Consider the following 24,029-nt stretch of genomic DNA (forward strand, 5'->3'; position numbering starts at 1 on the left):
CTTTATCATTAGATTTTATTATTCTTTTACATCCTGAAGAACAGTCCTCTTCCGCCAAAGCAACTCTCTCAATGTTTCAAAATTGACTAGAATCGTTCCAACAATAATCGTCAGAGTACCTATTCCTGTTAGCCACGAAAGATATTCATGATAGAAGGTAACACCTAATATAACGGCAATTACTGGTGAAATATACAGCCATGTGGACGGAAAAACAGGATTTGTTCGTGACACAAGCCAATAATAAATGCTGTGACCGATCATTGAGCCAAAAATAATCAAATAAAAAAGAGAACCAATTGAAGCTGGACTTAAAAGATGCTGTAGCTGAATGTTCTCAGTTAAAAGTGACAAAATGATTAATAAAATCCCTCCATACATCATTTGTGCTGCATTTAAAGCAATTGGAGATGTTGTTCCAAATTTTTGGATGACATGCTTCGTATAAATTGTTCCAGATGCGTAAAAAACTTCACCTAAAATAATAGCGAAACAACCAACCATCCAGAAGGGACTAATCTCTATTGCAAAACTTGGTAAGATTAAGAACATAACACCAATGACTCCGACAACACATCCAATAAATGATTTTCGGTCTCCTTTTTGCTTCAATATAAATGTCTGAATAACAATTATCATCATTGGACCTGTAGCAGATAAGACAGCTGCGATTCCAGATGTTACATACTGTTCAGCCCAGTATAATGTGGCAAATGTTCCAAAGGTTAAGCCCATTCCTGTAAAAAACATTTCTTTCCGAAATAATAACCGAATTGTCGTTTTTTTGCGCCAAACCATAAAACTAAATAGTAGTAAACCGGCAATGAGAAAACGAAGACCAGCTGATAAAAACGGAGGAACTCCTGCATCAACACCAACTTTAATTGCTAAAAATGTTGTCCCAAAAATCAAACACATAAAGAAATAATTAATCATTACCATATCAAACTCCCCCTCTTTTTCTATCATAAAAGAAGTTGGATAGAACAGATTAAAAAGGATAGAACAGATCAGTTTGGTTCGTGGTACAATCGGTGTGAATAGGAGGAATCGATGTGGGCAAAGCAATTCAAAATGAAGATTATCTTTTTAAGAAAGTCTATGATGATGTACTGCACCGAATAGAGCGAAAAGAATGGAAAGAACATGAAAAGCTTCCCTCCGTCCGGCAATTAGCATCTGAAATGAATGTCCATCGGCTAACGGTATTAAAAGCTTATCAATTATTAAAACAGCATGACAAAGTTTATGTAAAAGATAAATCAGGCTATTTTGTCCAATCAACAGTAACAAAATATATTGAATATCTAGATCAGGACAATCCCATTGTTTCAGCATATGTAAAAAAAAATCATTTATCCGAAATCCATCAACCATCTGTTTCCTATCATTTTTCTCAGGCATTGATTGATCCCAATCTTTTGCCTAATCACTATTTTTCAAATTACGTGAAGGAAGTGTTTGACCTTTATCCGAAAGTACTGGCAACCTACTCAACGGTGCAAGGTGATTTAGAGCTACGTGAGACACTGACCCAATATTTTATCAACCACTATAAAACACATTTGAGTCCAGAAGAACTGTTAATAACATCTGGCTCACAGCAAGCCATTCACTTAATTGCTCAAGCTTTTATTAAGCCACGAGACGTCGTTTTATTTGAACGCCCAAGTTATAGTGCTGCGATTGATATCTTTAAAGCACAAGGCGCACAGATTGTTACGGTTGATATCCATCCTGAGGGCTACGATTTAGAACAGGTCGAATACTATATTAAAAAATACAAGCCCCGCCTATTTTATCTTAACCCCACTTTCCATAATCCAACTGGTTATACGGTTTCTGTCGAGCAGCGTAAAAGATTAGTGGAATTAGCTGAGCACTATCGCTTTCTATTAATAGAAGATGATGCCTATCACGACATTTATTTTGACCAAGCCCCACCACCTCCAATTTACACATTTGATAGTGCTGGGACGGTCATTTACATCCGAAGCTTTTGCAAATACATCTCTCCTGGTTTGAGAATTGCAACTGTTATTTGTCCATCATCATTAATGAAATCACTATTAACAGAAAAATCGCTAGCTGATAATGGCTCACCACTTCTCAATCAAAAAATTTTTCTCCATTACTTCACCTCACTAAGATTGCAACAACATTTGGAGAAAATTCGGATTGCCCTACAGATTCGAAAGGAAATTATGGAAGAGGAGCTAGCTGTAACAGGCTGGCGATGGAACAGTCCAAAAGGCGGTCTAAATTTATGGGTACAGCTCCCAGATGATCTTCCAACTGAATTATTATTATCTAAATGTATCGAACAATCGATATCCTTTGTGCCTGGTCAAGTATGTGATCCATTAAAACAACTATCCTCCTGGATACGTTTAAGCTATTCCTATGCAAATGAAAAACAACTAAGAGAAGGAGTAAAAAAGTTGGTTACAGTGGCGCAATCGCTTTCTATGTGAGCGGACTAGCGATTTATTTTCATCTAAAAACGGTGGTATTCACAGCTTTATCAACCATTTCAATTATTTTGTTCATCAGTGGCACAAATCGTAATAAGCGGTGGACACAGCAACAACAGGCAGACATATACATCTAACATATTTAGCTGTCTATTTGAATAATATAAAAAAAGTTAGACACGTAGCTCTTATTTGTACAAAATAATTGCAGCAAAAAGGTTCTCCGTGTAGGACACAATTTTACCAAGGAATGATAAGAGAGCCTTCAGATTTGATGAAGCCATATTGACTCTTTATTCCAGCAAAATAAAAGCCAAATTAAAGCAGCCTCCTTTAAGGAGAATATTGAAGAACGAGAATTAGAGAAATTTCTATTCTCATAACCTCCCTGTAGAATGATAGAATGTTTTTATACAGTGATAGAAGGAGGAGAAAGATATTGTCTAATCAAAATGATTCTTCATTAGATAAGGAAAAACAGCCTGATCCGAAAATTAAAGTAGAAAGAAAAGAGGGAGAACCAACTGCTGCTTTCAAGGGGGCTTCCTGGGCAGCATTGTTAGTAGGTGTTACGGCATATTTTATAGGCTTGTTTAATGCAACGATGCAACTAAACGAAAAAGGATATTACATAGCTGTTTTAGTATTTGGACTCTATTCAGCAATATCCTTACAAAAAGCAGTAAGAGATAAAGAAGAGGGAATACCCGTTACTAATATTTATTATGGTATTAGTTGGGTTGCACTTAGTGTATCTATATCATTAATGGGCATTGGATTATATAATGCTGGGAGTATTGTTTTAAGCGAAAAAGGGTTCTATGGTATGTCATTTGTTCTAAGTTTATTTGCATCCATCACGGTTCAAAAGAATATTAGAGACACACAGAGAGCAAGAGAAAGAGATTAAGTTACTGAAAGAGTCGAGAAGTTCATTCTCGATTCCTTTTGTTATTTTTTCTTAAGCTCCATGCTCCTCCAAACTATAAAAAAGAGCATGGCTGTCATCAGCCATACTCCTCTCAATTTTATTAATTTTCTCCGCTAATTTCGACTAAAATTTTAGATTGTGTTTTGTCATTCGTTAACGTTTTGAATCCTTTTTCAACAATCTCATCTAGTTCAATTTGGCTTGTGATGATCCCTTGTGGATTAAGTTGACCAGCGCTCATTGCATCAATTGTTCTTTGGAAAATTGATGGTGTATAAACAATGGAAGATAATACATTAACACCTGTGTTTGTAAGTTGCATTGGATTCCATTCGATTGGTCTTGCAAAAATCGACACAATCATCATGTTACCACGGGGTTTTGTTACATCAATTGCTTGTTTAAACGTAGGAGCAACTCCTGCCACCTCAAAGGATACATCCACCCCATCTGCAACAATCGCACGAACTGCTTGTACAGGATTTTCTTTACCTGAATTAATAGCATGTGTTGCACCCAATTCTTTTGCCTTTTCTAATCGATCATCGGATAAATCTAATACGATAACTTTGCTAGCACCTGATGCTTTTGCAGCGATTACTGTTAATAATCCAATTGGTCCAGCCCCAAATACAGCAACAGAATCACCTAATGTAACCCCAGCATCCTTGACAGCTTGTACTGCAACAGCCATTGGTTCTACCAATGCACCATCTTGTAATGTTAAGTTATCTGCTAAACGATGTATATTCGTTACAGGGACATTAACATATTCTGCAAATCCACCATTTCCATGTAAACCGATGAAGTTAAATCCATCATAACGATCGACTTCTTCATGTTTATTTCTATATGTTAATGTAGGATTGATGACAACTCGGTCCCCAGCCTTAAAGTCAGTAACCTTAGAGCCAACTTCTTCGATGATACCAGCAAATTCATGTCCCATTGTAAGTGGGGCAACTTCACCTGTTAATTCAGCTTTTTCATCAACTGGTACGAAAACCGGACCTTCTTCGTATTCATGTAAATCACTTCCACAAATACCAGCCCACGCTACTTTTACTTTCACTTCTTCTTCTCTTAAAGCGCGTAATTCAACCTCTTCAACTCTAATATCTTTCACACCATGCCAAACTGCAGCTTTCATTTATGTTACCCCCATAAAATTATTTAAATTGGTACCATAAAATAACATCCTTAATAGCTACTCGTGCATGATCAAAATCCGACACTTCTATACACTTGATAAAAGTATTGATGGACATATGATAGGATTCAACTAGATTCATCTTCCATTTTGTTTGTGCAGCTACATTTGTAACAAATATTGTTTCTTTAAAGAATCGTAGCATAGCAATATTTCCTGTAACATCAAAAAACAATTGTAACAAGTGGGCAAACGAAACAACATATTCATAAATATTTTCAGCGGACTTTCTTTGTTTCATAGCTTCAAATCGAAATAATAGTTCATTTTGCAAATCGGCAGTCCATTTAGATTCACATTTGGTTAGTGCTATATCCAATAGATGATAAAGCGCTTCCAAATAATCCTTTAATTCCTGATCCGTTATAATCTTCACTCTTACACCTTTATGTTGTACTTTTTCAACTACACCATCTTTTTGTAAAAGATAAAGGGCCTCACGGACAGGTGCATGACTTACTTGTAACTCCTTTGCAATTTCTGCCTCTATTAAGCGCTGACCTTGTTCATAGTAACCAGAAAATATGCGGAATAATAATCGTTCAGCTATTTGCTCAGAAATTGTTTTTTTTGAAATTGAATTTTCATCAAACCCCATTAAACCACTCCAATAAATTTATATCTTTTTATTTTAACATAGTTCAGTGTATAGGGTGATTAGCTAAAAGCGTTATATATTATGGATTATAGATTATCGATAATCTATAAAAGTATTTTAATCTATAACTTCATTTCTTTCAAATATCTTGTTTTGGGTGTAACTTAAAATACCTTTTTGGTTGTTGTTTCGCTTTCGCCCAAGTTAAATTTTTTAAAATCATCACCATCTTTTTTTCTCTTCATATTCTATAGAATCAGAATATTGAGGGGGAAACGTATGGGGATTGAATTCACAGCTCTCCATTGGATTTACGTGGTCTTTATTGTGCTCATCATCGGATTTATGGTTAAACGTCGTGATACCACCCTCATTTGTGTAGTAGGCATCTTTATGCTAGCGATTGTTGCGACTGGTGATTTTACCTCGTCCATAAGTGGTGTGTTTAACAGCTTTATTTATGCCATAACTGAGCTGCTATCAACGATTCTTATTATTTCGATTATTGTGGCGATGAGCCGGGTCATGATGTCTTCAGGTATTAATGAGGTTATGGTGGCCCCTTTCACAAAGATCATTAAAACACCCGCACTCGCTTATTGGACGATTGGACTATTAATGATGTTTATTTCTTGGTTTTTCTGGCCATCACCTGCCGTAGCGCTATTAGGAGCAGTGCTCTTGCCTGTTGCCATTCGGGCGGGTCTCCCAGCACTGGGGGTTGCCATGGCGATGAACTTATTTGGTCATGGTATTGCGTTATCGAGTGATTTTGTCATTCAAGGGGCTCCAAAATTAACGGCTGATGCTGCTGGTATCCCTGTTGGAGATGTTGTTTCAGCCAGTATTCCGCTTGTGATCACAATGGGCGTTGTAACGACAATTGTTGCTTATATTTTTTTACGACGTGATATGAAACGAGGAACGCTACTTTTAAATACTGGCAACAATGAAGAGGAGAATGGTGAACAAGAGACTGCGGAAAACTTACTGTCAATTGGGCAAAAGCGATTCTTCGCCGTCCTTATTCCTATTGCTTTTATCTTAGACGTTATCGCTATGTCAGTATTCAATTTAACGGGCGGCGATGCAACGGCTTTAATCGGGGGAACCTCTGTTTTTATTTTATTGTTGCTTAGTATGGTTGCTCATAAATCAGCGGGATTAGAAAAGACAACAAGTTATTTGATTCAAGGATTTCAATTCGGCTTTAAAGTCTTCGGACCCGTAATACCAATTGCTGCTTTCTTCTATCTTGGAGATGCTGGCTTTACACAAATTCTCGGCGACCACCTCCCCGCAACTTCACACGGTATTGTCAATGATCTTGGTGTCGGTCTTGCAGCAATAGTTCCGTTAACAAAGGAAATTGCTGTTGTCACGCTAGCAGTTGTTGGCGCTATTACTGGATTAGATGGTTCTGGCTTTTCAGGAATTTCTTTAGCAGGTTCGGTTGGTAGTCTATTCGGGAATGCCATTGGTGGGGGAACAGCCACTTTAACTGCTTTAGGACAAATCACAGCTATATGGGTAGGCGGCGGTGCATTGATTCCTTGGGCATTAATCCCAGCAGCTGCTATTTGTAATGTCAGCCCATTTGAGCTAGCAAGACGAAATTTAATTCCTGTAGTCATTGGTCTGATTGTGACAACGATAGTTGCTGTGTTTTTGATTTAATTTGATAAAATTGTAAAAGAGATGGTCACTAGATTATCAGTAGCCATCTCTTTCACTCTCCGTATAATACTTTTGTAAAATGTCATAAAACATTTCTTTTAGTTGAGATTTTTTCATGCCTAAAATATAAGCCTCTAACAATAATTGCTCCACATTCATAGCTATTTGGTGAAATGAAATAGTCGTTGCTTTATTAGGATCTACGATAACAAATGCTCTAGAATGAGGTTTAATGGTGATGATTCCCTTTTTTTGAAGCTCTTTGTAGCTTTTATGAACTGTATGCAGATTGAGGTTTGTTTGTGCCGCTAGCTGGCGAATAGAAGGCAAATGGTCCCCCTTTTTTAAATTTCCAGTCGCTATAGATAAAAGCAGCTGCTGTGCGAGCTGTTGATAATATGGAATTTTGCTTCTTCGATTTACTTTTACATTCATTTGTCGAGGATTTCCTCCATATTAAAATTTCTTTTTGGCAATAAAATGATGCATGATAGCCATCATGAATAGGACAAGTAATAGTGTGACAACAATATGAAAGCTATACCATATTTCTATGTCACCTGTCATTATTATCGTTGTAGCATACAAACTATTACTAGCTGGATTTATGACATCTAAGAATGGATGTAAGCCAGCACAAAAACGACAAATAAATAAGACCCCAATACTGATTAAAGCAATAAATGGAGTACTATTAAAAAATGTACTCATCATGGCAACAAATGTAATGACAAACAACAGCCAAATACAATAAAATGCTAAAGCTATCAATGCGCGCGTTATAGGTACAGAGGTAAATAAATAAGATGTATAGCCAAGGGACATTGCATAGCCAAGCGTAATACATAGAACAGCTAAAACATAATGAGTAAGCAGTTTACTGTTTAAGTAGGATGTGATAGATACTGGCCTTGTTAAAATGAATGCCATCATCCCATTGGCTTTTTCTCCTTGAATAATTCCCATCGTTGCAATAACAAGTATGATTATACCTAATTGATCAAATTGCGAATTAAGGGTTGAAGCAAGCACTTCTTCTCCCCCTGGCTTTGCCATTGATGGATCAATTATAATCCCTTCTATACCACCCATTGATTGTAAAATAGCAGGCAAGAAATACATCATGATCGGCTGAGTTAAACCTAGGAGAATATAAACGATTGGTAGCCAAACGACTTTAAATTCCTTTGTCATTTGATTCATTTCTTTTTTACTTAGTGCGATAAACGTATTCACTTTAAATTACACCACCAATTCTAAAAATATTTCTTCTAAGCTTTCTTGAAGATCAAGATCAAACTTTGTAAATAGTACATTTGAATCCAATCCGTACTGTAGCAATCGATGGGCGTCTGCTTCAAAGTGATTGACATATACTTTAAAACCATCCCCACAATTTTCGACTTTCTTTACATAAGGTAAATTTTCAATCGTTGTTAGCCATTTTACATCTTTATTTTGAACCGCTAAAAAGATAGCTAAATCTTGATAGCGATTAAGTAACTCCAATTTTGTTGCATCTTCTATTTTGTAACCATTTTTAATGACCACAAAGCGCTCACAAACTTCTTCCGCATCGCCTAAAATATGTGTTGAAAGTAGTATGGTCGTTTCTTTTTTTATATCTTTTAATAGATTCAGCACTTCACGTCTACCGATTGGATCTAGGGCTGATACGGGTTCATCCATAATGATGAAAGCTGGCTTGTGTAATAAAGCTTGTGCGATACCAAGACGCTGTTTCATACCTCCTGAAAATGTTCCAACATGAGCATGTGCTTCTTTCCCTAAGCCTACCTTTTCCAGAAGAATTGGGATATCTTTTTGTAATTGATTTTTCGAAATACCCGAAAGTGTCCCCATAAAGGCTAAAGTTTCTGATGCTGTCATCCACGAGAAGAAATTAGGATACTGTGGTAAATAACCAATATGATTTTTCATCTTTGAAATTTTTTGTCCATCAAGTACAATGTCCCCTTCATCTGCATAAAGAATATCAGCAATGATCTGAATTAATGTGGATTTCCCTGCCCCGTTTGGTCCAATAAGCCCTACACATTCATTCGAATCAATAACCATTGAAAAACTACTTACTGCCGTTTTCTGTTTAAATTTTTTCGTTATATTATTAATTTCTAAGCGCACGTTTATTGACATCCTTTCTACCTATCACGAAATATAGAACAGAACCAATTGTATTAAAGAACAAAATAATAATTGCCCACATAAGTATGTTTTCTCTGCTATCTCTATGTTTATATAAATCTATGAGTGCAACAGTGATAAGTAAAAAACCTACGAGTACAAATGGTAAAAGGATTGGTAGTATGCTTGCCCAATCAATTTGATTTAAGTCTTCAAAACCATAGTGTAATTTCATTTTTATAACCCCTTTCATTATCATTATCAATAATGATAACAAAAGAATGAAAAAATTTCATTACCTTTTTACTGTACATCTTTAAAAAAACGCTATAGTATATTTTTTGATAATGTTCTCAAATTGATAACATTTGAATGCTTCCCTTGATACTATCTCATTTTCTGGTAGGAGGATCGGTTTATGCGAAATAAAGCAGAGGTATTAATGCACCCTGTGAGAATGAAAATTTTACAAACTCTGATGCACAATAAAGAAGAGGGTTTAAGCACATTGGAGATGATTTCTGTCATTAAAGATGTACCACAAGCCACTCTATATCGTCACATCCAAATTTTAGTCGATGAAAATATTATAAAAATTGTGAAAGAGCGAAAAGTTCGTTCTGTTACAGAGAAGTTTTATGCATTAAATGAAGGAGCAGCAAAACTTAGTAAGGAGGATTGGACGCAACTCACAACCAAGCAAAAATTAAATTATATTTCCTACTATCAATTGGCTTTACTATCTCAATATCAAAATTATTTACATTCACTTGATGAAAAAGAAAGCACAATAGATTTAGCAACTTTTTCTTTAATCGACCTAACGTTAACGGACGATCAATTCAAAAACTTTGAAATTGAATTAAACGATTTATTAACTAAATACTATAATATGACCGAGTCAAATAAAGGTTTTGAAACTAAAACAATTGCTTTAAATATTATTCCAAAACCTTAGGTACTATTGACGTAAAGAAATGGAGAAGATTTATGAAAAAAGGAAAGTCACTAGAAAATATACGAAAATTAATTATGATCATTATTGGGGCAGTTATAGCCGCTTACGGACTAGAGGCCGTGTTAATTCCGAATGCTGTCATTGATGGCGGTGTAACAGGTCTTAGTATTATGGGCGCGCACCTCTTTGGTATCCCATTAGGCGTACTGCTCTTTGTCTTAAATATTCCGTTCATTTATATTGGCTACAAGCAAGTCGGAAAAACCTTTGCCTTAATGAGTAGTGCTGGTATTGCAGCTTTATCGATTTCTACAGTGCTTTTACATGACGTCAAAACCATTTTAGGCCCAAATGATCCCCTCCTAATTGTTTTATCTGGTGGTATGCTTCTTGGTGTGGGGATTGGGATTGTCCTACGAAATGGTGGCGCTTTAGATGGCTCAGAGGTTTTAGCTGTACTATTGTCACGTAAGATTCCATTTTCAGTCGGCGATATTATATTATTTATCAATGCCTTTATTTTCATAGGGGCAAGCTTTATCTTTGGCTTAGAGAGTGCTCTTTACTCAGCGTTAACTTACTATATTGCCAAAAATGTTATCGATATAATCCAAGTTGGTTTAGAAAAATCAAAAGAAGTTCGTGTGGTTAGTGGAAAATCCGAGGAGATTGGAGACGCTATTCAAGCCCGCTTAGGCCGTGGTGTTACCTATACACATGGACGTGGTGGTTTCTCCAATGAACCAACAGAAATCTTAAACTGTGTCATTAACCGTATGGAAGAAAATAAATTAGTTTCGATTATTAAAGACATCGACGAAGGCGCTTTTGTTGTCATTTCTGATGTATCAGAAGTTCGTGGTGGTAACTTTAAGAAACGAGATATCCATTAATTTCAAAGTAAGTAAGGCGCAACATACCTTACTTACTTTTTTTAGGTGCTTCTATCATATTTTATGCCACCTATTAAACATAATCCTCCCAGCATTACAACTAAGGAAGCCCCAACTAAGGCGTACTGATAGCTATTTGTGTAGCTTGCAAGTGTTCCTGCAATGGATGGACCAATCATTTGTCCGAGCGCATAGCCAGCGGTTAAATAGCCTATCATTTGATGACTATTAACTGGTGCAAGTTTCCTCGCTAATGTTGTACAAACAGTTGTAATTCCCATAAAGGTTGCCCCGAAAATAAAGGCACTAGCATAAAGGGTCATCGAATTTGTAGCTAACGCAGGTAAAATAATACCTATCGCTTGCAGTAGCATAGAGATGAGCAAAATTTTCACATAGCCATAACGCTGTGCTAGCTTAGACCAGACGATACATGAGGGAATTGCTGCAACACCCACAACAAACCATACAAAGGCTGCATCTCCATGAAAGCTTGTCGACTCCTGTGCAATTGATACAATAAATGTACCTGTGACAATATAGCCAAGTCCCTCTAAGCTATAAGCGATGATTAACCATTTCATCCAAGACTGAGGAGGCGTTTTCTGTGAAATTATCTGGCTTTCCACTAGTTGTTTACTTGGTGTAATAGGCTTGATGAATAGCACAATCAAGACAAACAATACAATACTAAATAAAGCTAATACGATCCAAGTTCCATTCCAATGGAAAACTGCTTGGATTGGTGAAACAATCACCGCACTTAATGCAATCCCTACTCCCACCCCACTATAGAACAGCCCCGATAGATGCATATGACTACTGCTAGCTAACTGGTCTAGTATTAGGCTTGTTATAACAACAAAAATAAAAGCACTCACAACCCCCGAGATAAATCGTAATAAATACCAAATGATGATTGCATTTGTAAAGCCCATGAAGGCTGTTGTTAAAACGCTGATAACAAGGGTAATTTGCAAAAAGAGGATTCGTTTATTCCCTATTGGTAAACGGCCTGCCACCCAGGCTCCAACCAAATAGCCTAAGTAATTACTCGTTGCTAAGTAACCTGCTGTTGCTCGGCTAAATTCAAAAGCTTCTTGCATATAAGGTAAAATAACCGTATACGAAAAACGGCCGATCCCCATAGCGATTACTAAAGCAAAAATGCCCCCGATTAAATATCGTACTGTTTGCTTGTGCATATCATCACTCCTTCTATTTCACTATATCGAATATCTAGGTATCAAAAATAGATCCAATTCTTTATAATAAGTATCAATAAAATTGATAGCTGGAGGGCATATGAATATTAATGATTTAACGATTTTTCGAACAGTCGTCCAAACAGGTAGCTTTTCTAAAGCTGCCACGGCACTTAATTACACGCAATCCAACATCTCTATGAAAATACAAAGTCTTGAGGCACTCTACGAAACAACCTTTTTTTATCGTGGACATCGAGGGATACGGCTAACACCAAAAGGAGAACAATTCTACGAGTTAGTCCTAAAAATGCTTCATCTCTATGAAAAAACCTTTGAGATCATACATGATACGGAGGAACAACGAGGCGTTTTACGAATTGGTTCGATGGAAACAACTGCTGCATTACATTTACCAACTCTGTTAAGCACATTTCATCAAGCACATGAACAAGTGGATATCACCATATTAACAAGCCCTTCTCAGCACAATATTGAACGGGTTGAAAACTATGAACTAGATGGCGCATTTGTTACCGGGCCTGTTTATAAAGAAAATATAATGATGAAAGAGTTTGTCTGTGAAGAGCTTGTTATTCTCACTTCTAACAAGCATAAGCTTATTAAACATCTACAGGATTTAGAGGGAAGCTCCGTGATTACATTCCGCCATGGCTGTTCCTATCGAGCCATCTTGGAACATTGGTTACATGAAGAAGGAGTTCGACCACAAAATCGAATGGAGCTTGGTACGCTTGACGGTATTATTGGCTGTGTTACTGCTGGGTTAGGTATTACCTTACTACCACGTGCCATTGCAGAAAAACACATGGCAACACAAGCATTAACTTTGCACAAGATAAAGAACAAGCAAGCACATATTCCTACATGGTTTATTTATCGTAAAGACGAAGTACAATCCCCCATCCTAATGTATTTTTTAGAAGCCATAGAAGCTTATAACTATCCGACAGTTTGAGGGTTCTATCCGTTAGTTTTGAAATTCTATCCGTCAGTTTAATAATTCTATCCTTCCCCGAAAAAAAAAGCTGTTCAGCAGATTATCTCCTCTGAACAGCTTTATATTAAGCAATAACGGTTTCCGCTATGTTAGAAGCATGATCACCGATTCTTTCTAAATTACTCACAATATCCGCAAATACAATACCTGCTGAACCTGAGCAAACTCCTTCATTTAATCGCTTAATATGCAATTTACGTAAACGTCTCTCCATATTATCAATTTCATTTTCTTTTTCTATCACTTGCTGTGCTAAGGAAAGATCACGCTTATCAAGTGATTCAATAGACATTTTCACAGTTTCTAATGTAAAAACAAACATATCCTCTAACTCCTGCATCGCTTGTTCACTTAAACGAACGCGATTACTATCCTTGTATTGTAGAAGCTCAATTATATTTTCTACATGATCACCAATTCGTTCGATATCACGAATATTTTCAAATAATGCATGGTGCACTTGGGAATCATGGGTTGATAAAGATTGTTTTGATAACTCCACTAAATATTCCGTTGATTTGCGATCTAAATTATTAATGGCTTCCTCCAATTGGTTGACCTTACCTATTAACTTAGCATCATCCGTTTTCAAAATCTTTAATGTTTCTTCTAGACCTTGAATACTATACTCGCCCATGCGTACTACTTCCATTTTTGCTTGACCTAATGCCACTGACGGTGATTTGATAATTAAATTTTTATCCAAAAATTTTGGTTTGTATTCAATGATTGAATCTTCGCCCGGAATTAGTTTCGTTACGACATAAGCCCAAACACCTATGAATGGTAATTGAATGATTGTATTGAGGACATTAAACGTTCCATGTGCAAAGGCTATTTGCATTTTCGGCTCTAAATTGAGCACCCCTGCAATCCATTCCACATAGTTCGTAAATAATCCTAATATGAGCATAAAGATAATTGTACCCACTACATTAAATAGTAAATGTGTGGCAGCTGCTCGTTTTGCTGCAATGGAAGCACCTAAAGCTGCTAGGATGGCTGTGATCGTTGTGCCAATATTATCTCCAAACAAGACAGGTAATGCCCCATGTAATGTTATCAAATCTTCAGCATAAAGCCCTTGTAAAATCCCTACTGTAGCCGAGGAAGATTGAACAACCAGAGTGAATATCGTTCCTACTAATACGCCTAAAATCGGCACATCAGACATTTGTACAGTTAAATCTAAAAATGGTTGCCAATCTCTAAGCGGCTTCATTCCACCACTCATCAGCTCTAAACCAATAAATAAACCTGCAAAGCCAAATAATACTTGCCCCATATTTTGAATGAAACTTTTCTTAAAGAAAAATAAACATATTGCGCCCACTGCCATAATTGGATATGCGTAAGCACCTACATCTATTCCTATAATAAATGCTGTAATGGTTGTCCCAATATTAGCACCCATAATCACGCCAATTGCTTGGCGCAGTTTCATAAGTCCTGCGCTCACTAGTCCAACGGTAATAACAGTCGTACCTGAACTTGATTGTATGAGAACTGTAACTACAATACCAACTAGTACACCCATTAATGGGTTTGTTGTAAATTTATCTAAAATATCTCTTAGTCGATCACCTGCAGCCTTCTGCAAGCCATCTCCCATAAATTTAATAGCGAAAAGAAATAAGCCTAACCCTCCAAGAAATTGGAAAATCATCTCCTGTACATTGATAGCCAATCTATTCAACCCTTTCCTTGTTGTCAGACTTTATTATTAATAGTTTTAAGCTAGCTGTACATATCATTTACAATGGATTAAATTAATATTTACACTCCCTTTACAATTAGTCCAAAAAACGGACATATTCAAATCAAATTCAACAAAAAAACAAACAAAAAAAACATGAAAAAATCTTCAATCAGATTTTCACATGTTTTCTTTTGACGACTGTATGCATTTCCATTAGGCTGTAATTAGACACTGAAGGGAGTTTTTTATGGATATTTTTATCGCTAGTAACCGCCAATTACCTATCCGCTACTATGTGCAGGAAGCAATTTGGATTCGACGTGGCGGTAGTATTAAGCTACCAGATTTAACACTGCCATTTTTCGTCGAGGTAGAGATTAAAAATCAATATAATTTACATATTATTGCAGATTATATTCTGGACTTTCAACGACAATACAAGCAGACAGAAATCCAATTATTAATCAGAAACACAGCTACCCTAGCAACCCTACAAGATATGCTTTCACAACATAAACAAATACAACATGCCATTACTATTCTTCCATTGTAGTCAGTTATGAAGCTGCTAATGGCAATGTGATAATAAAGTACAGTGTCTCGTTTTTGTATTTTGCGTGAATCGTTCCTCCGTGAAGCTCCACTATGCTCTTCGCAATCGCTAATCCAAGCCCTGAGCCCTCGGTTACATTTGTTCTCGATTGATCTTTTTTATAAAATCTCTCAAATAAACTAGCAAGCTCCACAGATGTAAAGGCATCACTTTGGTTCGCTACACAAATACGCACATGGTTTGCTTGTCCATCAAGGGAAACCATAATTTTCCCTTCAGCTGTACTATAATTGATGGCATTGATGAGTAGATTATCAAATACTCGTACAATTTTTTCCGAATCCAGGGCAGCAAAAATTCGTTTCTCTGGAAAATTTTTTATAAAAATACGTTGTTTCTCCTCTGCTATTGGTACTAATTCCTCCATTAGTTGTTCGAGTAGCTCATTTATACAAACCTGTTGTCGCATTAAAGTATTTTTATCATTCGTGAGCTTAGTATACTCAAATAAATCGTCTATTAAATTTTTTAATTGCTCGGATTTAGAAAAGGCTATTTTCAAATATTCGTCATATTGCTCTTTCGTCTCATACTTCTCCTCTCTTAATAAACGCAAATAACCCATGATTGAGGTAAGAGGTGTTCTAAGGTCATGTGAAACATTTGTAATGAGCTCGTTTTTTTGTTGTTCAATTTTCCTCTCCATCTCGATACTTGTCATAATTTCTTCTGCCATTTGATTAACATTATCCGTGAGTAAAGCAATTTCATCCTGGCCTTTTTTCTCAATACGAAAGGCTAAATTTCCTTTTGCGATTTCCATAACCCCCTCCGCTAATGCCTCAATTTGATTCATTTTGCGTTTTGTTATAGAGAAAAATGATACGATAAACAACATAACACCAATGAAAAAAGGTATGGGGCCTTCATTCGTACTTGTGATGGCTTCTCCTTGTGGAAGCCCACTAACAAAGAAATAATAATTTTTATCTTGTAAAGTTAGTGGCACTAATGTTGTAAACTCCTCACGAGACGTTTCGATCACATGATAGGCATTTTCAAAAGGTTGATTCATTGTAAAGTCCATGACATGCCTTATCTCTTCGTGCAAATCGATTTGTTGCTCCTTCACCTGCTTTGTTTTATATAAGATCTTCCCTGTCTCATCTGTGACGACTATTTTTAATGCATTATCCTCATTTTCTATTTTTCCATTTTCTTGATCGATCAATTCTCTTAATGCTTTAACACTATTTTCTTGAGTTGCCATTGCTGCTGTATCCTGCGCATGATAATACATCAACTTCATACTACCACTATAATCCACAATCACTGTCTCATTGATATTCTCAAAAAATGGCACTATTGCACGTGCCACTAAAAAACTGCCGAGTGCACATAATAAAAACGTTGTAAATAGTTGAATACGAATGCTACGTTGAATATTATTTTTTATTTTCGCACCAATATGCTTCAGAAACCTTGGGATCTTTAAAAGCCTAAAGAACTTTTTCAACTTTATACCCTACTCCCCATACGGTTTTAATATATTGTGGATTCCTTGGATTTGTCTCAATTCGCTCTCGAATTTTTCGAATATGTACCATTACAGTATTTTCCGATTGAAATGCTTCCTCTTTCCAAACTTTTTCATAGATTTGCTCTGCACTCATGACAATGCCAGGATTACTAACAAGCAATTCCAAAATAGCAAATTCCCTAGGTGTCAGCTTTACTCTTTCATTGTTAACAAAAACTTCATGTGTCGCCGTATTGATACGTAAATCACCAACTTCCAGCTCCTCTTTATAGCTGCTATGTAAGCCACTCATTTTCAGATAGCGACGAAGCTGTGATTTAATGCGGGCAATCAGCTCTAACGGATTAAAGGGCTTCGTCACATAATCATCAGCACCTATTGTTAAACCACCAATCTTATCCATATCTTGAGATTTGGCAGTTAGCATAATAATAGGCATTTCTGCTACTTCTCTTACCTTCATACACATTTTAATGCCATCTACTTTAGGCATCATTAAATCCAATACAATTAAATGTACTTTATGCTTCTTTACTAACTGTAAACCCTCTTCTCCATCACATGCCTCTAACACCTGAAACCCCTCATTTTTCAAATAAATTGAAATCAGATTTCTTATCTCTTTTTCATCATCTACAATTAAAATTGTTTCATTACTCATCTAATCCCACCATTAATCAAATATTTTCCATTCATAATGTTCCTCCATTTTAGCTATTTTTTAAATTTCCGTATATAAAAATAATAAATACAGCTAACAGTCACGATGAATAACCCAAAGTAAATACCATATTTCGTAGCAATAACAGAAATATATTCAATTTGACTGCCGAACAATAAACCTAGTGTAAAATAAATCAATGTCCAAACAAAGCCTGTTGTATAGGAAAATAAGGCATATGTTTTAAAAGGCATATTATTCATTCCCACCAAGTAAGGGAGAATATGTCGAACAATTGGAATAAAGTAACTCAGGACTAATGCAAAACGTCCATATTGATCTAACAATTCTTTTGATTTAGATAAGTACTTTGCCTTTTTCTTTTTCACAAGTTTATCGAGTACACGATGACCAAACAGTTTTCCAAGTATAAATCCTAGAGAAAGCCCTGAAACAACGCCTAAATAAGTAAGTAAAAAAGATTTCCATATGACCAATTTTCCTAGCGAAGATAGAAAACCACCACTCATGACAATCATTTCATCTGGTAGCGGCATGCCTATGATCCCTAGCCATAAACTAAAAAACAAAGCAAAATAGCCATATTGTTCTATAAATAATAAAAGATCCTGTAGCTCCATTAGCTGACCCTCGTATTTCCTAACCTACAGCTCAATACATACGCTGGTGGCATATTGATCCATACTTTCTCATGTGAAATATCCTGAAAATAGGTTTGAAAAAATGATTTTTTCACAAGTGAATATTGGAAAGTAATGAATTTTCCATTATACAAACAATCCCTCACATTTCTTAAAATGCAACACGATACTTCCGCCTTTAACGATGTAAATGGCAGTCCAGAAATAACATAATCTATATTTTCGATATTTAAGTCCGTCAAATATTGCTTCAAATTTTCTGCTGAACCATGGATCACTACAACATTAGCTACATGAGCAAATTGCCTACGCAGTTTCTCACAAAAAATCGCATTATGTTCAATGAGAACAAGCCATGTAGCTGGCTTTTTTCTTTTCACAAGCTCCTTTGTAAAGGCCCCCATCCCTGGGCCAAGCTCTATAATGCATTGAGCCGTTTCAAAGCAAATAGGTTGCACCATTTTATGCGCTAATTTCTTAGAACTAGGTGATATGGCGCCTATTGTTTTTGGATGCTTTATAAATTCAGTAAGGAAGGTGATAAGCTGCATTTCGTTGTCTCCTCGCTTTGCGTTCTTTATTGATGGTTTTAACTATAAAGAGACTTTCTTAAAGATTTGCAAGGAGAATTCTTAACTTTTTCTTAATAATTGACATTATTTAGTTAGTAGATTAACACGATACCCTATGGTGAAAACAAAAAAAGTCGCTCACTTTTATTCATGAGTGACTTAATTGCTTAATTTCTATATTCATCTTCATTTTTCGCTCATAAAATTCCATTTCATTAGTATTGAACTCACACCAAAATCATGAATATACGCATATTGACGCTCTATTAAAGAATGGAATGAAGGTGCACATTCAATACCAACGACAGCAAAGCCTATAATGAAACATCTGGATCACAGATTCAACATTTTTAAAAACTGTTGGCCCTTTCATAGCTTGTTCTTCGTGCTCTTCTGCTCACAAGATGATTAAACACAATATAATCTTCATTTTTAGGTGTATCCTCTTTTCTTAACAGCAGTATAAAGACATGATCCTTTCTTATATAACTAATTGTTATTTTCATCATTTACTTTATTTCCCATGATTCCGTTATTAATCCCTCTTATAATTAATTGCCCTAAAACATAAAAGAATGAAACAAAGATAATGGCTACATCTCTTCCAAAAGGCTTAAACCAACTTCCATCATCATCTATAAAAAAATGGCCTAACATTAAAGACAAAGCAGTCATTAAAAAATTTAGGACAATGAACAAAGGTAGATGATCATTTCTAGATACTATGCCAACTCCAATGATGAAAAAAAGAAATAATGGAAATAAGAAGCTAGCCTCTTGATTTGAGAGGTGGCTATTATACTCATAAAAATGAAATAAAAACGGAAATGGAAATAGCGACAAAATACGTTGAATAAATCTTTTCATTTCAGCTACACCTTGATAAAAATATAATATGATTATTAAAGTGTAATTTTACCCTAAAAATAATCTTTTATCTATAAAAAATAAAATGTATAGGACGGTAATTCTTCTGCATTAACTTCCTCCTGAACATCAGTACAATTTCCCTTAAGGTTCATAAAAGATTAAAAGGTACTTCGTTCTAATGACAATTTCCTACATAAAATAGGCATACAATTGCTGCCAATCGAATAGAAACCTATATAGAGACCATTAGTCATGGGAAAAATAAAGTGGGGTGTGTAAGGATGCTTAAGGTAAATGATGCAAAAGAAATGGTACTTGAAATTGTGCAAGATGACCCATTGTATGTTGCACTGCAACATACACCTTTAGAGGAAAACCTCTATAATGATGGGTATTTAGCAGAGATCGATGAATCGAAACACTATACAATTGCAGAAGTCGCGGGCTGGTTTGATATTACAGACGCCATGCTTCGCTACTATTTAAAGCCGTTTGAACAGTATATTTTTGACAATGCTTCGCCCAATACAAATAGTAATATTCGTTTAAACCTACCTGCTATATTGAGATTGCGCATGATTTTATTATTGAAGGATGAGTATCGTGTCAGGGGGATTAAATTATTGCTAGGTATTGATGATAACGGACAGCTGCTGAAACACCAAATTACCGCAACAACCATGGATTCTGAGGATTTATCACATAAAATTGATTTGCTTGGAAACGTCCTACAGCAGATGATTCAAACAGGTCTTTTTCAGATTTTGCCGAATGAAGAGCAAGGGACGTTACAAGTTAACATTAATCAGGACTTTCTTGACAAAAACATTCAACGTTTTTCGACCGATTCTGCCCTTCAAGTGGAAGAAATTCAAAAAGAAACGTTGGAACTAAAGCAGGAAAATGAACATCTTCAAAAGCAAATTACCGAGCTGCAAGAAAATAGCGTGAAAGACATTGTACAAAAGATTAGAGAGCGTCATATAGAAAATGAAATCGTTTCTACATTACGAACAGAAGCATTACAGCAATATTCCCAAAATAATAAAGTCGGTTTTTTCACCAAATTTTTTAAGTCCGCACAAATTGAAATGGACAAAGAGCAATTCGTTCTAAGCTATATTTCAAAGCATTTAGAAGAACGTTTAGAAATTGCATTGAACGATTATTATGATAAGTAAACTAGAGCAATGGAGAGCATGAGTGAGACTATTGGAAATGGTCACAATCATGTTCTTTTTTATTTTTCCAAATCACATTGACCATAGTAGTCAATTTCTATATAATGGCATAAAATAGCATGGAAAGGAGTAAAAAATTGTATCAAGCTTTTATGAATTTAACCGAAGAAAAGCGCCAAGCAATTATTAATGCTGCCTTAAGGGAATTTTCACTCAATAACTATGCTACCGCTTCAACAAACAAAATTGTGAGCAATGCTAATATTTCAAAGGGCATTTTATATCACTATTTTGGTAGTAAAAAAAATTTATATCTTTTCTTATATGACTATACAACTACTATATTCTCCGAGGCACTTAATCGCCAAATTGATTTAGCAGAGCCTGATATTTTTAAGCGTTATGAACAGATCATGAAAATTAAAATTGATCTTATGAAGCAATATCATGCGCTGTTTGATTTTTTGAAAAAGGCCTATGCTGAAACAAGCTCTGAGGTACGAGATGAACTAAATCATTACAATGCCGCTTTTCAAAAAAATGCTTATGCAACTGCATTTGAAGGAATTGATACGAGTTTATTCCGAGAAAATTTGGAAATAAAAAAGGCAATTGATACCATTCAATGGGTAACAGATGGCATCAGTCATCGTTATGAGGAAAGATTAAAAGCGCATGCAGATAATCAAGAGCTCTTTAACGAATTAATTGAGCAATGCATGGAGGAGGCTAGTGAATATTTTCTATTTTTGAAAACATTATTGTATCAATAAAATGGGGTGTGTGTCGTGTCCATGATTGAAGTAAACCATTTAACTAAAAAGTTTGGCGATTTTTATAGTATACAAAATGTTCATCTACAAATCCCAAAGGGTGAAGTGTTCGGTTTTTTAGGACCAAATGGGGCAGGAAAATCCACAACCATTCGCCATTTAATGGGTTTTTTACAGCCAACTGAGGGCTCTTGTTTCATTAACGGTTTAAATTGTCGGGAAGCATCTGCAACCATTCAACAATTTGTTGGCTATTTACCTGGAGAAATTGCGTTTATTGATAAAATGACGGGTAAGCAATTTATTCACTTTATTGCTAAGTTAAGAGGTATGAATGATTACACGCATGCCGAGGAATTAATGCATTTCTTTGAATTAGATGCTTCTGGGCTCATAAAAAAATGTCGAAAGGTATGAAGCAGAAGGTTGGCTTAGTTTGTGCCTTCATGCATCATCCCGAAATTGTCATTCTAGATGAACCTACTAGTGGTTTAGACCCGCTCATGCAAACAAAATTTATTGAATTCATTTTAGCTGAAAAGAACAAAGGAACAACCATTTTTATGTCCTCCCATATGATTGAAGAAGTAGAGAAAACTTGTGATCGTGTAGCGATTATTAATGCAGGTAAAATCGTGGCGACTGAAACCATTACAGATTTAAAGAAACGTAAATCTAAAAAATACATGCTTGAGTTTCAAGATGAGCAAGAGCTCACTCGCTTCCTTGATGAGGAATATGTACTTGAACGAATCTCTTCTACAAAAGTGATGATTACTATAATGGGAGACCTTCAAGAATTTCTCCATACGCTATCTAATTATAAAATTATAGACTTAGACGTTATTTCCCAATCACTTGAAGATATTTTTATGCATTATTACGAAAGTGGAGGTGCTCAATCATGAATTTTACCTTATTCAAGCATGAGTTATTAGCCTCTCTTAAACTATTCACCATTATTATAGGTGTACTAATGCTATATATTGTCAGTGTGATTTATATGTATAACCCAGAAATGACGGATACGCTAAAAAAATTAACAGAAACAATGCCTGAGATGATGGCAGCCTTTGGTATGACCAGTATTGGCGATACCTTGATAGAATTTCTCTCCACCTATTTATATGGATTTTTATTAATGATTCTTCCTATGGTATTTTCTATCATGTTAGCCAATAAGCTCATCATGGGCTATATTGATAATGGTTCGATGGCATATTTAATCGCTACACCGAATACACGTTTTAAAATTGTCTTTACACAAGCACTATTTTTGATCATTAGTCTTTTTACACTTCTTGCTGTTACTACGTTGGTCATGATTGTCTTTGCGGAAATATTATTCCCTAATGAGCTGGACATAACGGCTCTACTGCTGTTAAATTTCGGGCTATTTTTATTGCACTTTGCCATTAGTGGATTCTGCTTTCTTATGTCTTGCAGCAGCAAAGATTTAAGAACATCTTATGCCTATAGTGCTGGCATTCCCATTGTCTTTTATCTGATTGAGGCACTGAGCAATATGGGTGGTTCACTAGACAAATTACAATACATTACAATCTATTCATTGTTCGATTCCGTTCAATTAATCCAACAAAATAGCTCTTGCTGGTGGATGCTAGGTACACTTTTACTTATTGGTTTGCTTTGCTATAGTCTAGCCATTCGTTTTTTTGTAAAGCGAGATTTACATCTCTAATTTCTAATCGCTACAGTTCCAATACTGTAGCGGTTTTCTATTAAATAGTACCTACTACATTTCCTAAAAAACGTATTAATCGAAAATGTAGAGCGACCATTTCTTCTACCGTTAAGTTCTCGTTCCCCTTGTCCAACCACTGCTGAATGACCCCTAAAATGGCGGATGCTATAAAGGCTTGTATATATTGCTGAAACTCGGGATCTTGTGCTTCCTTGCGTATAAGCGATAATCTGTCCAAAATATGACTCCCAAAGATCATTTTCACCTTTTGTGTAAAGCTAGGACTCCCCTGCTCTCCTAATAACATACGAAAAGCTGGTGCATGCTCTTTTATACACGTTATCACCTTGATAAATGGCTGATAGAGTTGCCCCATTTTTAGCGTTTGAAAAGCATCCAACGGCTGAACATGTTTGACATAGCGCTCCAACTCCATTAATAGCTCTTGCTGCAAGTCCTCCATCACATCATATTTATCTGAATAATGTAAGTAAAACGTGCCACGATTAATTTCAGCTACTAACGCTAAATTCTTTACAGTCACACGCTCAAAGCCTACCTCCTCTACTTGTTGTATAAAAGCATTTTTAATGGCTTGCTTCGTTTCAAAATTCATTTTTTCATGTACAGACACATAATTCCCTCCATTTACTTAACACTTGCTGGCAAACTGTTGATTGTATTTGCTCACATGCTACCGT

General features: G+C 35.8%; 27 protein-coding genes. 12 read left to right on the forward strand and 15 right to left on the reverse strand.

Annotated features, from left to right (window positions below):
* Window positions 1-18: 18 nt before the first annotated feature.
* Window positions 19-942 carry a DMT family transporter gene (locus RCJ95_RS03485; protein WP_221680540.1) on the reverse strand — a complete coding sequence of 308 codons (924 nt, stop codon included), beginning with the start codon at window positions 940-942 and terminating at the stop codon, window positions 19-21.
* A 113-nt stretch (window positions 943-1,055) separates the two neighbouring features.
* On the opposite strand from RCJ95_RS03485, the gene RCJ95_RS03490 reads away from it, so the two are divergent.
* Together RCJ95_RS03490 and yiaA are read left to right on the forward strand one after the other, a co-directional pair.
* Entirely contained in the window at window positions 1,056-2,474 is a 1,419-nt protein-coding gene (locus RCJ95_RS03490) for an aminotransferase-like domain-containing protein (RefSeq protein WP_313149945.1), read from the forward strand.
* A 439-nt stretch (window positions 2,475-2,913) separates the two neighbouring features.
* The gene (gene yiaA / locus RCJ95_RS03495) at window positions 2,914-3,384 is read left to right on the forward strand and encodes an inner membrane protein YiaA (protein WP_313149944.1); all 471 of its coding nucleotides are present in this window, start codon (window positions 2,914-2,916) and stop codon (window positions 3,382-3,384) included.
* Between the two features lie 121 nt (window positions 3,385-3,505).
* Here yiaA and RCJ95_RS03500 read toward each other — a convergent pair whose 3' ends face one another.
* A complete protein-coding gene (locus RCJ95_RS03500) occupies window positions 3,506-4,555 on the reverse strand; it encodes a 2,3-butanediol dehydrogenase (RefSeq protein WP_221680537.1) in 1,050 nt (349 codons plus the stop codon).
* A 19-nt stretch (window positions 4,556-4,574) separates the two neighbouring features.
* On the reverse strand, window positions 4,575-5,213 hold the full coding sequence (locus RCJ95_RS03505) for a GntR family transcriptional regulator (protein ID WP_048391171.1): 639 nt from the start codon (window positions 5,211-5,213) through the stop codon (window positions 4,575-4,577).
* Window positions 5,214-5,492: 279 nt separating this feature from the next.
* Here RCJ95_RS03505 and RCJ95_RS03510 point away from each other — a divergent pair, with 279 nt between their 5' ends.
* The gene (locus tag RCJ95_RS03510; RefSeq protein ID WP_221680536.1) at window positions 5,493-6,890 is read left to right on the forward strand and encodes a hypothetical protein; all 1,398 of its coding nucleotides are present in this window, start codon (window positions 5,493-5,495) and stop codon (window positions 6,888-6,890) included.
* 36 nt (window positions 6,891-6,926) lie between these two features.
* Here RCJ95_RS03510 and RCJ95_RS03515 read toward each other — a convergent pair whose 3' ends face one another.
* The 4 genes from RCJ95_RS03515 to RCJ95_RS03530 are packed head-to-tail and all read right to left on the reverse strand — an operon-like array spanning window position 6,927 to window position 9,270.
* Window positions 6,927-7,325, reverse strand: a complete 399-nt coding sequence (locus RCJ95_RS03515) for a GntR family transcriptional regulator (protein ID WP_221680535.1) — start codon at window positions 7,323-7,325, stop codon at window positions 6,927-6,929.
* Window positions 7,326-7,346: 21 nt separating this feature from the next.
* Window positions 7,347-8,126, reverse strand: a complete 780-nt coding sequence (locus RCJ95_RS03520; RefSeq protein ID WP_446721901.1) for an ABC transporter permease — start codon at window positions 8,124-8,126, stop codon at window positions 7,347-7,349.
* A 6-nt stretch (window positions 8,127-8,132) separates the two neighbouring features.
* Window positions 8,133-9,035 (reverse strand): ATP-binding cassette domain-containing protein, encoded by a 903-nt coding sequence (locus tag RCJ95_RS03525; RefSeq protein WP_446721902.1) that lies wholly within the window; start codon window positions 9,033-9,035, stop codon window positions 8,133-8,135.
* Complete coding sequence (locus RCJ95_RS03530; RefSeq protein ID WP_004232404.1) at window positions 9,019-9,270, reverse strand: PLD nuclease N-terminal domain-containing protein; 252 nt, start codon at window positions 9,268-9,270, stop codon at window positions 9,019-9,021. The genes RCJ95_RS03525 and RCJ95_RS03530 overlap by 17 nt, the downstream gene beginning before the upstream one ends.
* Window positions 9,271-9,453: 183 nt before the next feature.
* Between RCJ95_RS03530 and RCJ95_RS03535 the strand changes: the two genes are divergently transcribed.
* Both RCJ95_RS03535 and RCJ95_RS03540 read left to right on the forward strand, forming a co-directional pair.
* Complete coding sequence (locus RCJ95_RS03535; protein ID WP_446721903.1) at window positions 9,454-9,993, forward strand: helix-turn-helix domain-containing protein; 540 nt, start codon at window positions 9,454-9,456, stop codon at window positions 9,991-9,993.
* Window positions 9,994-10,025: 32 nt separating this feature from the next.
* A complete protein-coding gene (locus tag RCJ95_RS03540) occupies window positions 10,026-10,886 on the forward strand; it encodes a YitT family protein (protein WP_004232402.1) in 861 nt (286 codons plus the stop codon).
* A 41-nt stretch (window positions 10,887-10,927) separates the two neighbouring features.
* On the opposite strand, the gene RCJ95_RS03545 is transcribed toward RCJ95_RS03540, so the two are convergent.
* Window positions 10,928-12,091 carry a YbfB/YjiJ family MFS transporter gene (locus tag RCJ95_RS03545; RefSeq protein WP_274772190.1) on the reverse strand — a complete coding sequence of 388 codons (1,164 nt, stop codon included), beginning with the start codon at window positions 12,089-12,091 and terminating at the stop codon, window positions 10,928-10,930.
* Window positions 12,092-12,191: 100 nt separating this feature from the next.
* On the opposite strand from RCJ95_RS03545, the gene RCJ95_RS03550 reads away from it, so the two are divergent.
* Window positions 12,192-13,070, forward strand: a complete 879-nt coding sequence (locus RCJ95_RS03550) for a LysR family transcriptional regulator (RefSeq protein ID WP_274772188.1) — start codon at window positions 12,192-12,194, stop codon at window positions 13,068-13,070.
* A gap of 106 nt (window positions 13,071-13,176) precedes the next feature.
* On the opposite strand, the gene RCJ95_RS03555 is transcribed toward RCJ95_RS03550, so the two are convergent.
* Entirely contained in the window at window positions 13,177-14,778 is a 1,602-nt protein-coding gene (locus tag RCJ95_RS03555) for a Na/Pi cotransporter family protein (protein WP_221680874.1), read from the reverse strand.
* Window positions 14,779-15,058: 280 nt separating this feature from the next.
* Between RCJ95_RS03555 and RCJ95_RS03560 the strand changes: the two genes are divergently transcribed.
* The gene (locus tag RCJ95_RS03560) at window positions 15,059-15,364 is read left to right on the forward strand and encodes a hypothetical protein (RefSeq protein ID WP_221680528.1); all 306 of its coding nucleotides are present in this window, start codon (window positions 15,059-15,061) and stop codon (window positions 15,362-15,364) included.
* A 4-nt stretch (window positions 15,365-15,368) separates the two neighbouring features.
* Here RCJ95_RS03560 and RCJ95_RS03565 read toward each other — a convergent pair whose 3' ends face one another.
* The 5 genes from RCJ95_RS03565 to RCJ95_RS03585 all read right to left on the reverse strand — a co-directional run bounded on the left by RCJ95_RS03565 (window position 15,369) and on the right by RCJ95_RS03585 (window position 19,666).
* Complete coding sequence (locus tag RCJ95_RS03565; protein WP_221680527.1) at window positions 15,369-16,880, reverse strand: HAMP domain-containing sensor histidine kinase; 1,512 nt, start codon at window positions 16,878-16,880, stop codon at window positions 15,369-15,371.
* Window positions 16,864-17,565 (reverse strand): response regulator transcription factor, encoded by a 702-nt coding sequence (locus RCJ95_RS03570; RefSeq protein WP_221680526.1) that lies wholly within the window; start codon window positions 17,563-17,565, stop codon window positions 16,864-16,866. Before RCJ95_RS03570 ends, RCJ95_RS03565 begins: the two co-directional genes overlap by 17 nt.
* Window positions 17,566-17,618: 53 nt before the next feature.
* The gene (locus tag RCJ95_RS03575) at window positions 17,619-18,206 is read right to left on the reverse strand and encodes a DedA family protein (RefSeq protein WP_221680525.1); all 588 of its coding nucleotides are present in this window, start codon (window positions 18,204-18,206) and stop codon (window positions 17,619-17,621) included.
* On the reverse strand, window positions 18,206-18,778 hold the full coding sequence (locus RCJ95_RS03580) for a class I SAM-dependent methyltransferase (RefSeq protein WP_221680524.1): 573 nt from the start codon (window positions 18,776-18,778) through the stop codon (window positions 18,206-18,208). Before RCJ95_RS03580 ends, RCJ95_RS03575 begins: the two co-directional genes overlap by 1 nt.
* A 510-nt stretch (window positions 18,779-19,288) precedes the next feature.
* On the reverse strand, window positions 19,289-19,666 hold the full coding sequence (locus RCJ95_RS03585) for a hypothetical protein (RefSeq protein ID WP_255600962.1): 378 nt from the start codon (window positions 19,664-19,666) through the stop codon (window positions 19,289-19,291).
* Between the two features lie 284 nt (window positions 19,667-19,950).
* Here RCJ95_RS03585 and RCJ95_RS03590 point away from each other — a divergent pair, with 284 nt between their 5' ends.
* From RCJ95_RS03590 to RCJ95_RS03610, 5 genes are all read left to right on the forward strand, one after another.
* Window positions 19,951-20,850 (forward strand): hypothetical protein, encoded by a 900-nt coding sequence (locus tag RCJ95_RS03590; RefSeq protein WP_257521399.1) that lies wholly within the window; start codon window positions 19,951-19,953, stop codon window positions 20,848-20,850.
* Between the two features lie 137 nt (window positions 20,851-20,987).
* Entirely contained in the window at window positions 20,988-21,623 is a 636-nt protein-coding gene (locus RCJ95_RS03595) for a TetR/AcrR family transcriptional regulator (protein ID WP_221680522.1), read from the forward strand.
* A gap of 21 nt (window positions 21,624-21,644) precedes the next feature.
* Window positions 21,645-22,040: an ATP-binding cassette domain-containing protein gene (locus RCJ95_RS03600; protein WP_446721939.1), complete on the forward strand. Its 396-nt coding sequence runs from the start codon at window positions 21,645-21,647 to the stop codon at window positions 22,038-22,040.
* Complete coding sequence (locus tag RCJ95_RS03605; protein WP_446721904.1) at window positions 22,025-22,531, forward strand: AAA family ATPase; 507 nt, start codon at window positions 22,025-22,027, stop codon at window positions 22,529-22,531. Before RCJ95_RS03600 ends, RCJ95_RS03605 begins: the two co-directional genes overlap by 16 nt.
* The gene (locus tag RCJ95_RS03610) at window positions 22,528-23,325 is read left to right on the forward strand and encodes an ABC transporter permease subunit (RefSeq protein WP_221680520.1); all 798 of its coding nucleotides are present in this window, start codon (window positions 22,528-22,530) and stop codon (window positions 23,323-23,325) included. Before RCJ95_RS03605 ends, RCJ95_RS03610 begins: the two co-directional genes overlap by 4 nt.
* 40 nt (window positions 23,326-23,365) lie before the next feature.
* Here the strand turns inward: RCJ95_RS03610 and RCJ95_RS03615 are convergent, their stop codons facing one another.
* Window positions 23,366-23,962, reverse strand: coding sequence for a TetR/AcrR family transcriptional regulator (locus RCJ95_RS03615; protein WP_221680519.1), 597 nt, complete (start codon window positions 23,960-23,962; stop codon window positions 23,366-23,368).
* Between the last annotated feature and the right edge of the window lie 67 nt (window positions 23,963-24,029).

Source organism: Lysinibacillus sp. BSL11, from assembly GCF_052928325.1.

What these genes read in the sequence shown, in the direction of transcription:
- RCJ95_RS03550 (WP_274772188.1), top strand. Translation starts at nt 12,192, where the DNA reads ATGAATATTAATGATTTAACGATTTTTCGAACAGTCGTCCAAACAGGT.
- RCJ95_RS03535 (WP_446721903.1), top strand. Translation starts at nt 9,454, where the DNA reads ATGCGAAATAAAGCAGAGGTATTAATGCACCCTGTGAGAATGAAAATT.
- RCJ95_RS03545 (WP_274772190.1), bottom strand. Translation starts at nt 12,091, where the DNA reads ATGCACAAGCAAACAGTACGATATTTAATCGGGGGCATTTTTGCTTTA.
- RCJ95_RS03570 (WP_221680526.1), bottom strand. Translation starts at nt 17,565, where the DNA reads ATGAGTAATGAAACAATTTTAATTGTAGATGATGAAAAAGAGATAAGA.
- RCJ95_RS03515 (WP_221680535.1), bottom strand. Translation starts at nt 7,325, where the DNA reads ATGAATGTAAAAGTAAATCGAAGAAGCAAAATTCCATATTATCAACAG.
- RCJ95_RS03575 (WP_221680525.1), bottom strand. Translation starts at nt 18,206, where the DNA reads ATGGAGCTACAGGATCTTTTATTATTTATAGAACAATATGGCTATTTT.
- RCJ95_RS03560 (WP_221680528.1), top strand. Translation starts at nt 15,059, where the DNA reads ATGGATATTTTTATCGCTAGTAACCGCCAATTACCTATCCGCTACTAT.
- RCJ95_RS03500 (WP_221680537.1), bottom strand. Translation starts at nt 4,555, where the DNA reads ATGAAAGCTGCAGTTTGGCATGGTGTGAAAGATATTAGAGTTGAAGAG.
- RCJ95_RS03585 (WP_255600962.1), bottom strand. Translation starts at nt 19,666, where the DNA reads ATGAAAAGATTTATTCAACGTATTTTGTCGCTATTTCCATTTCCGTTT.
- RCJ95_RS03600 (WP_446721939.1), top strand. Translation starts at nt 21,645, where the DNA reads ATGATTGAAGTAAACCATTTAACTAAAAAGTTTGGCGATTTTTATAGT.
- RCJ95_RS03610 (WP_221680520.1), top strand. Translation starts at nt 22,528, where the DNA reads ATGAATTTTACCTTATTCAAGCATGAGTTATTAGCCTCTCTTAAACTA.
- RCJ95_RS03555 (WP_221680874.1), bottom strand. Translation starts at nt 14,778, where the DNA reads ATGATTTTCCAATTTCTTGGAGGGTTAGGCTTATTTCTTTTCGCTATT.
- RCJ95_RS03580 (WP_221680524.1), bottom strand. Translation starts at nt 18,778, where the DNA reads ATGCAGCTTATCACCTTCCTTACTGAATTTATAAAGCATCCAAAAACA.
- RCJ95_RS03590 (WP_257521399.1), top strand. Translation starts at nt 19,951, where the DNA reads ATGCTTAAGGTAAATGATGCAAAAGAAATGGTACTTGAAATTGTGCAA.
- RCJ95_RS03605 (WP_446721904.1), top strand. Translation starts at nt 22,025, where the DNA reads ATGTCGAAAGGTATGAAGCAGAAGGTTGGCTTAGTTTGTGCCTTCATG.
- RCJ95_RS03510 (WP_221680536.1), top strand. Translation starts at nt 5,493, where the DNA reads ATGGGGATTGAATTCACAGCTCTCCATTGGATTTACGTGGTCTTTATT.
- RCJ95_RS03530 (WP_004232404.1), bottom strand. Translation starts at nt 9,270, where the DNA reads ATGAAATTACACTATGGTTTTGAAGACTTAAATCAAATTGATTGGGCA.
- RCJ95_RS03485 (WP_221680540.1), bottom strand. Translation starts at nt 942, where the DNA reads ATGGTAATGATTAATTATTTCTTTATGTGTTTGATTTTTGGGACAACA.
- RCJ95_RS03540 (WP_004232402.1), top strand. Translation starts at nt 10,026, where the DNA reads ATGAAAAAAGGAAAGTCACTAGAAAATATACGAAAATTAATTATGATC.
- RCJ95_RS03505 (WP_048391171.1), bottom strand. Translation starts at nt 5,213, where the DNA reads ATGGGGTTTGATGAAAATTCAATTTCAAAAAAAACAATTTCTGAGCAA.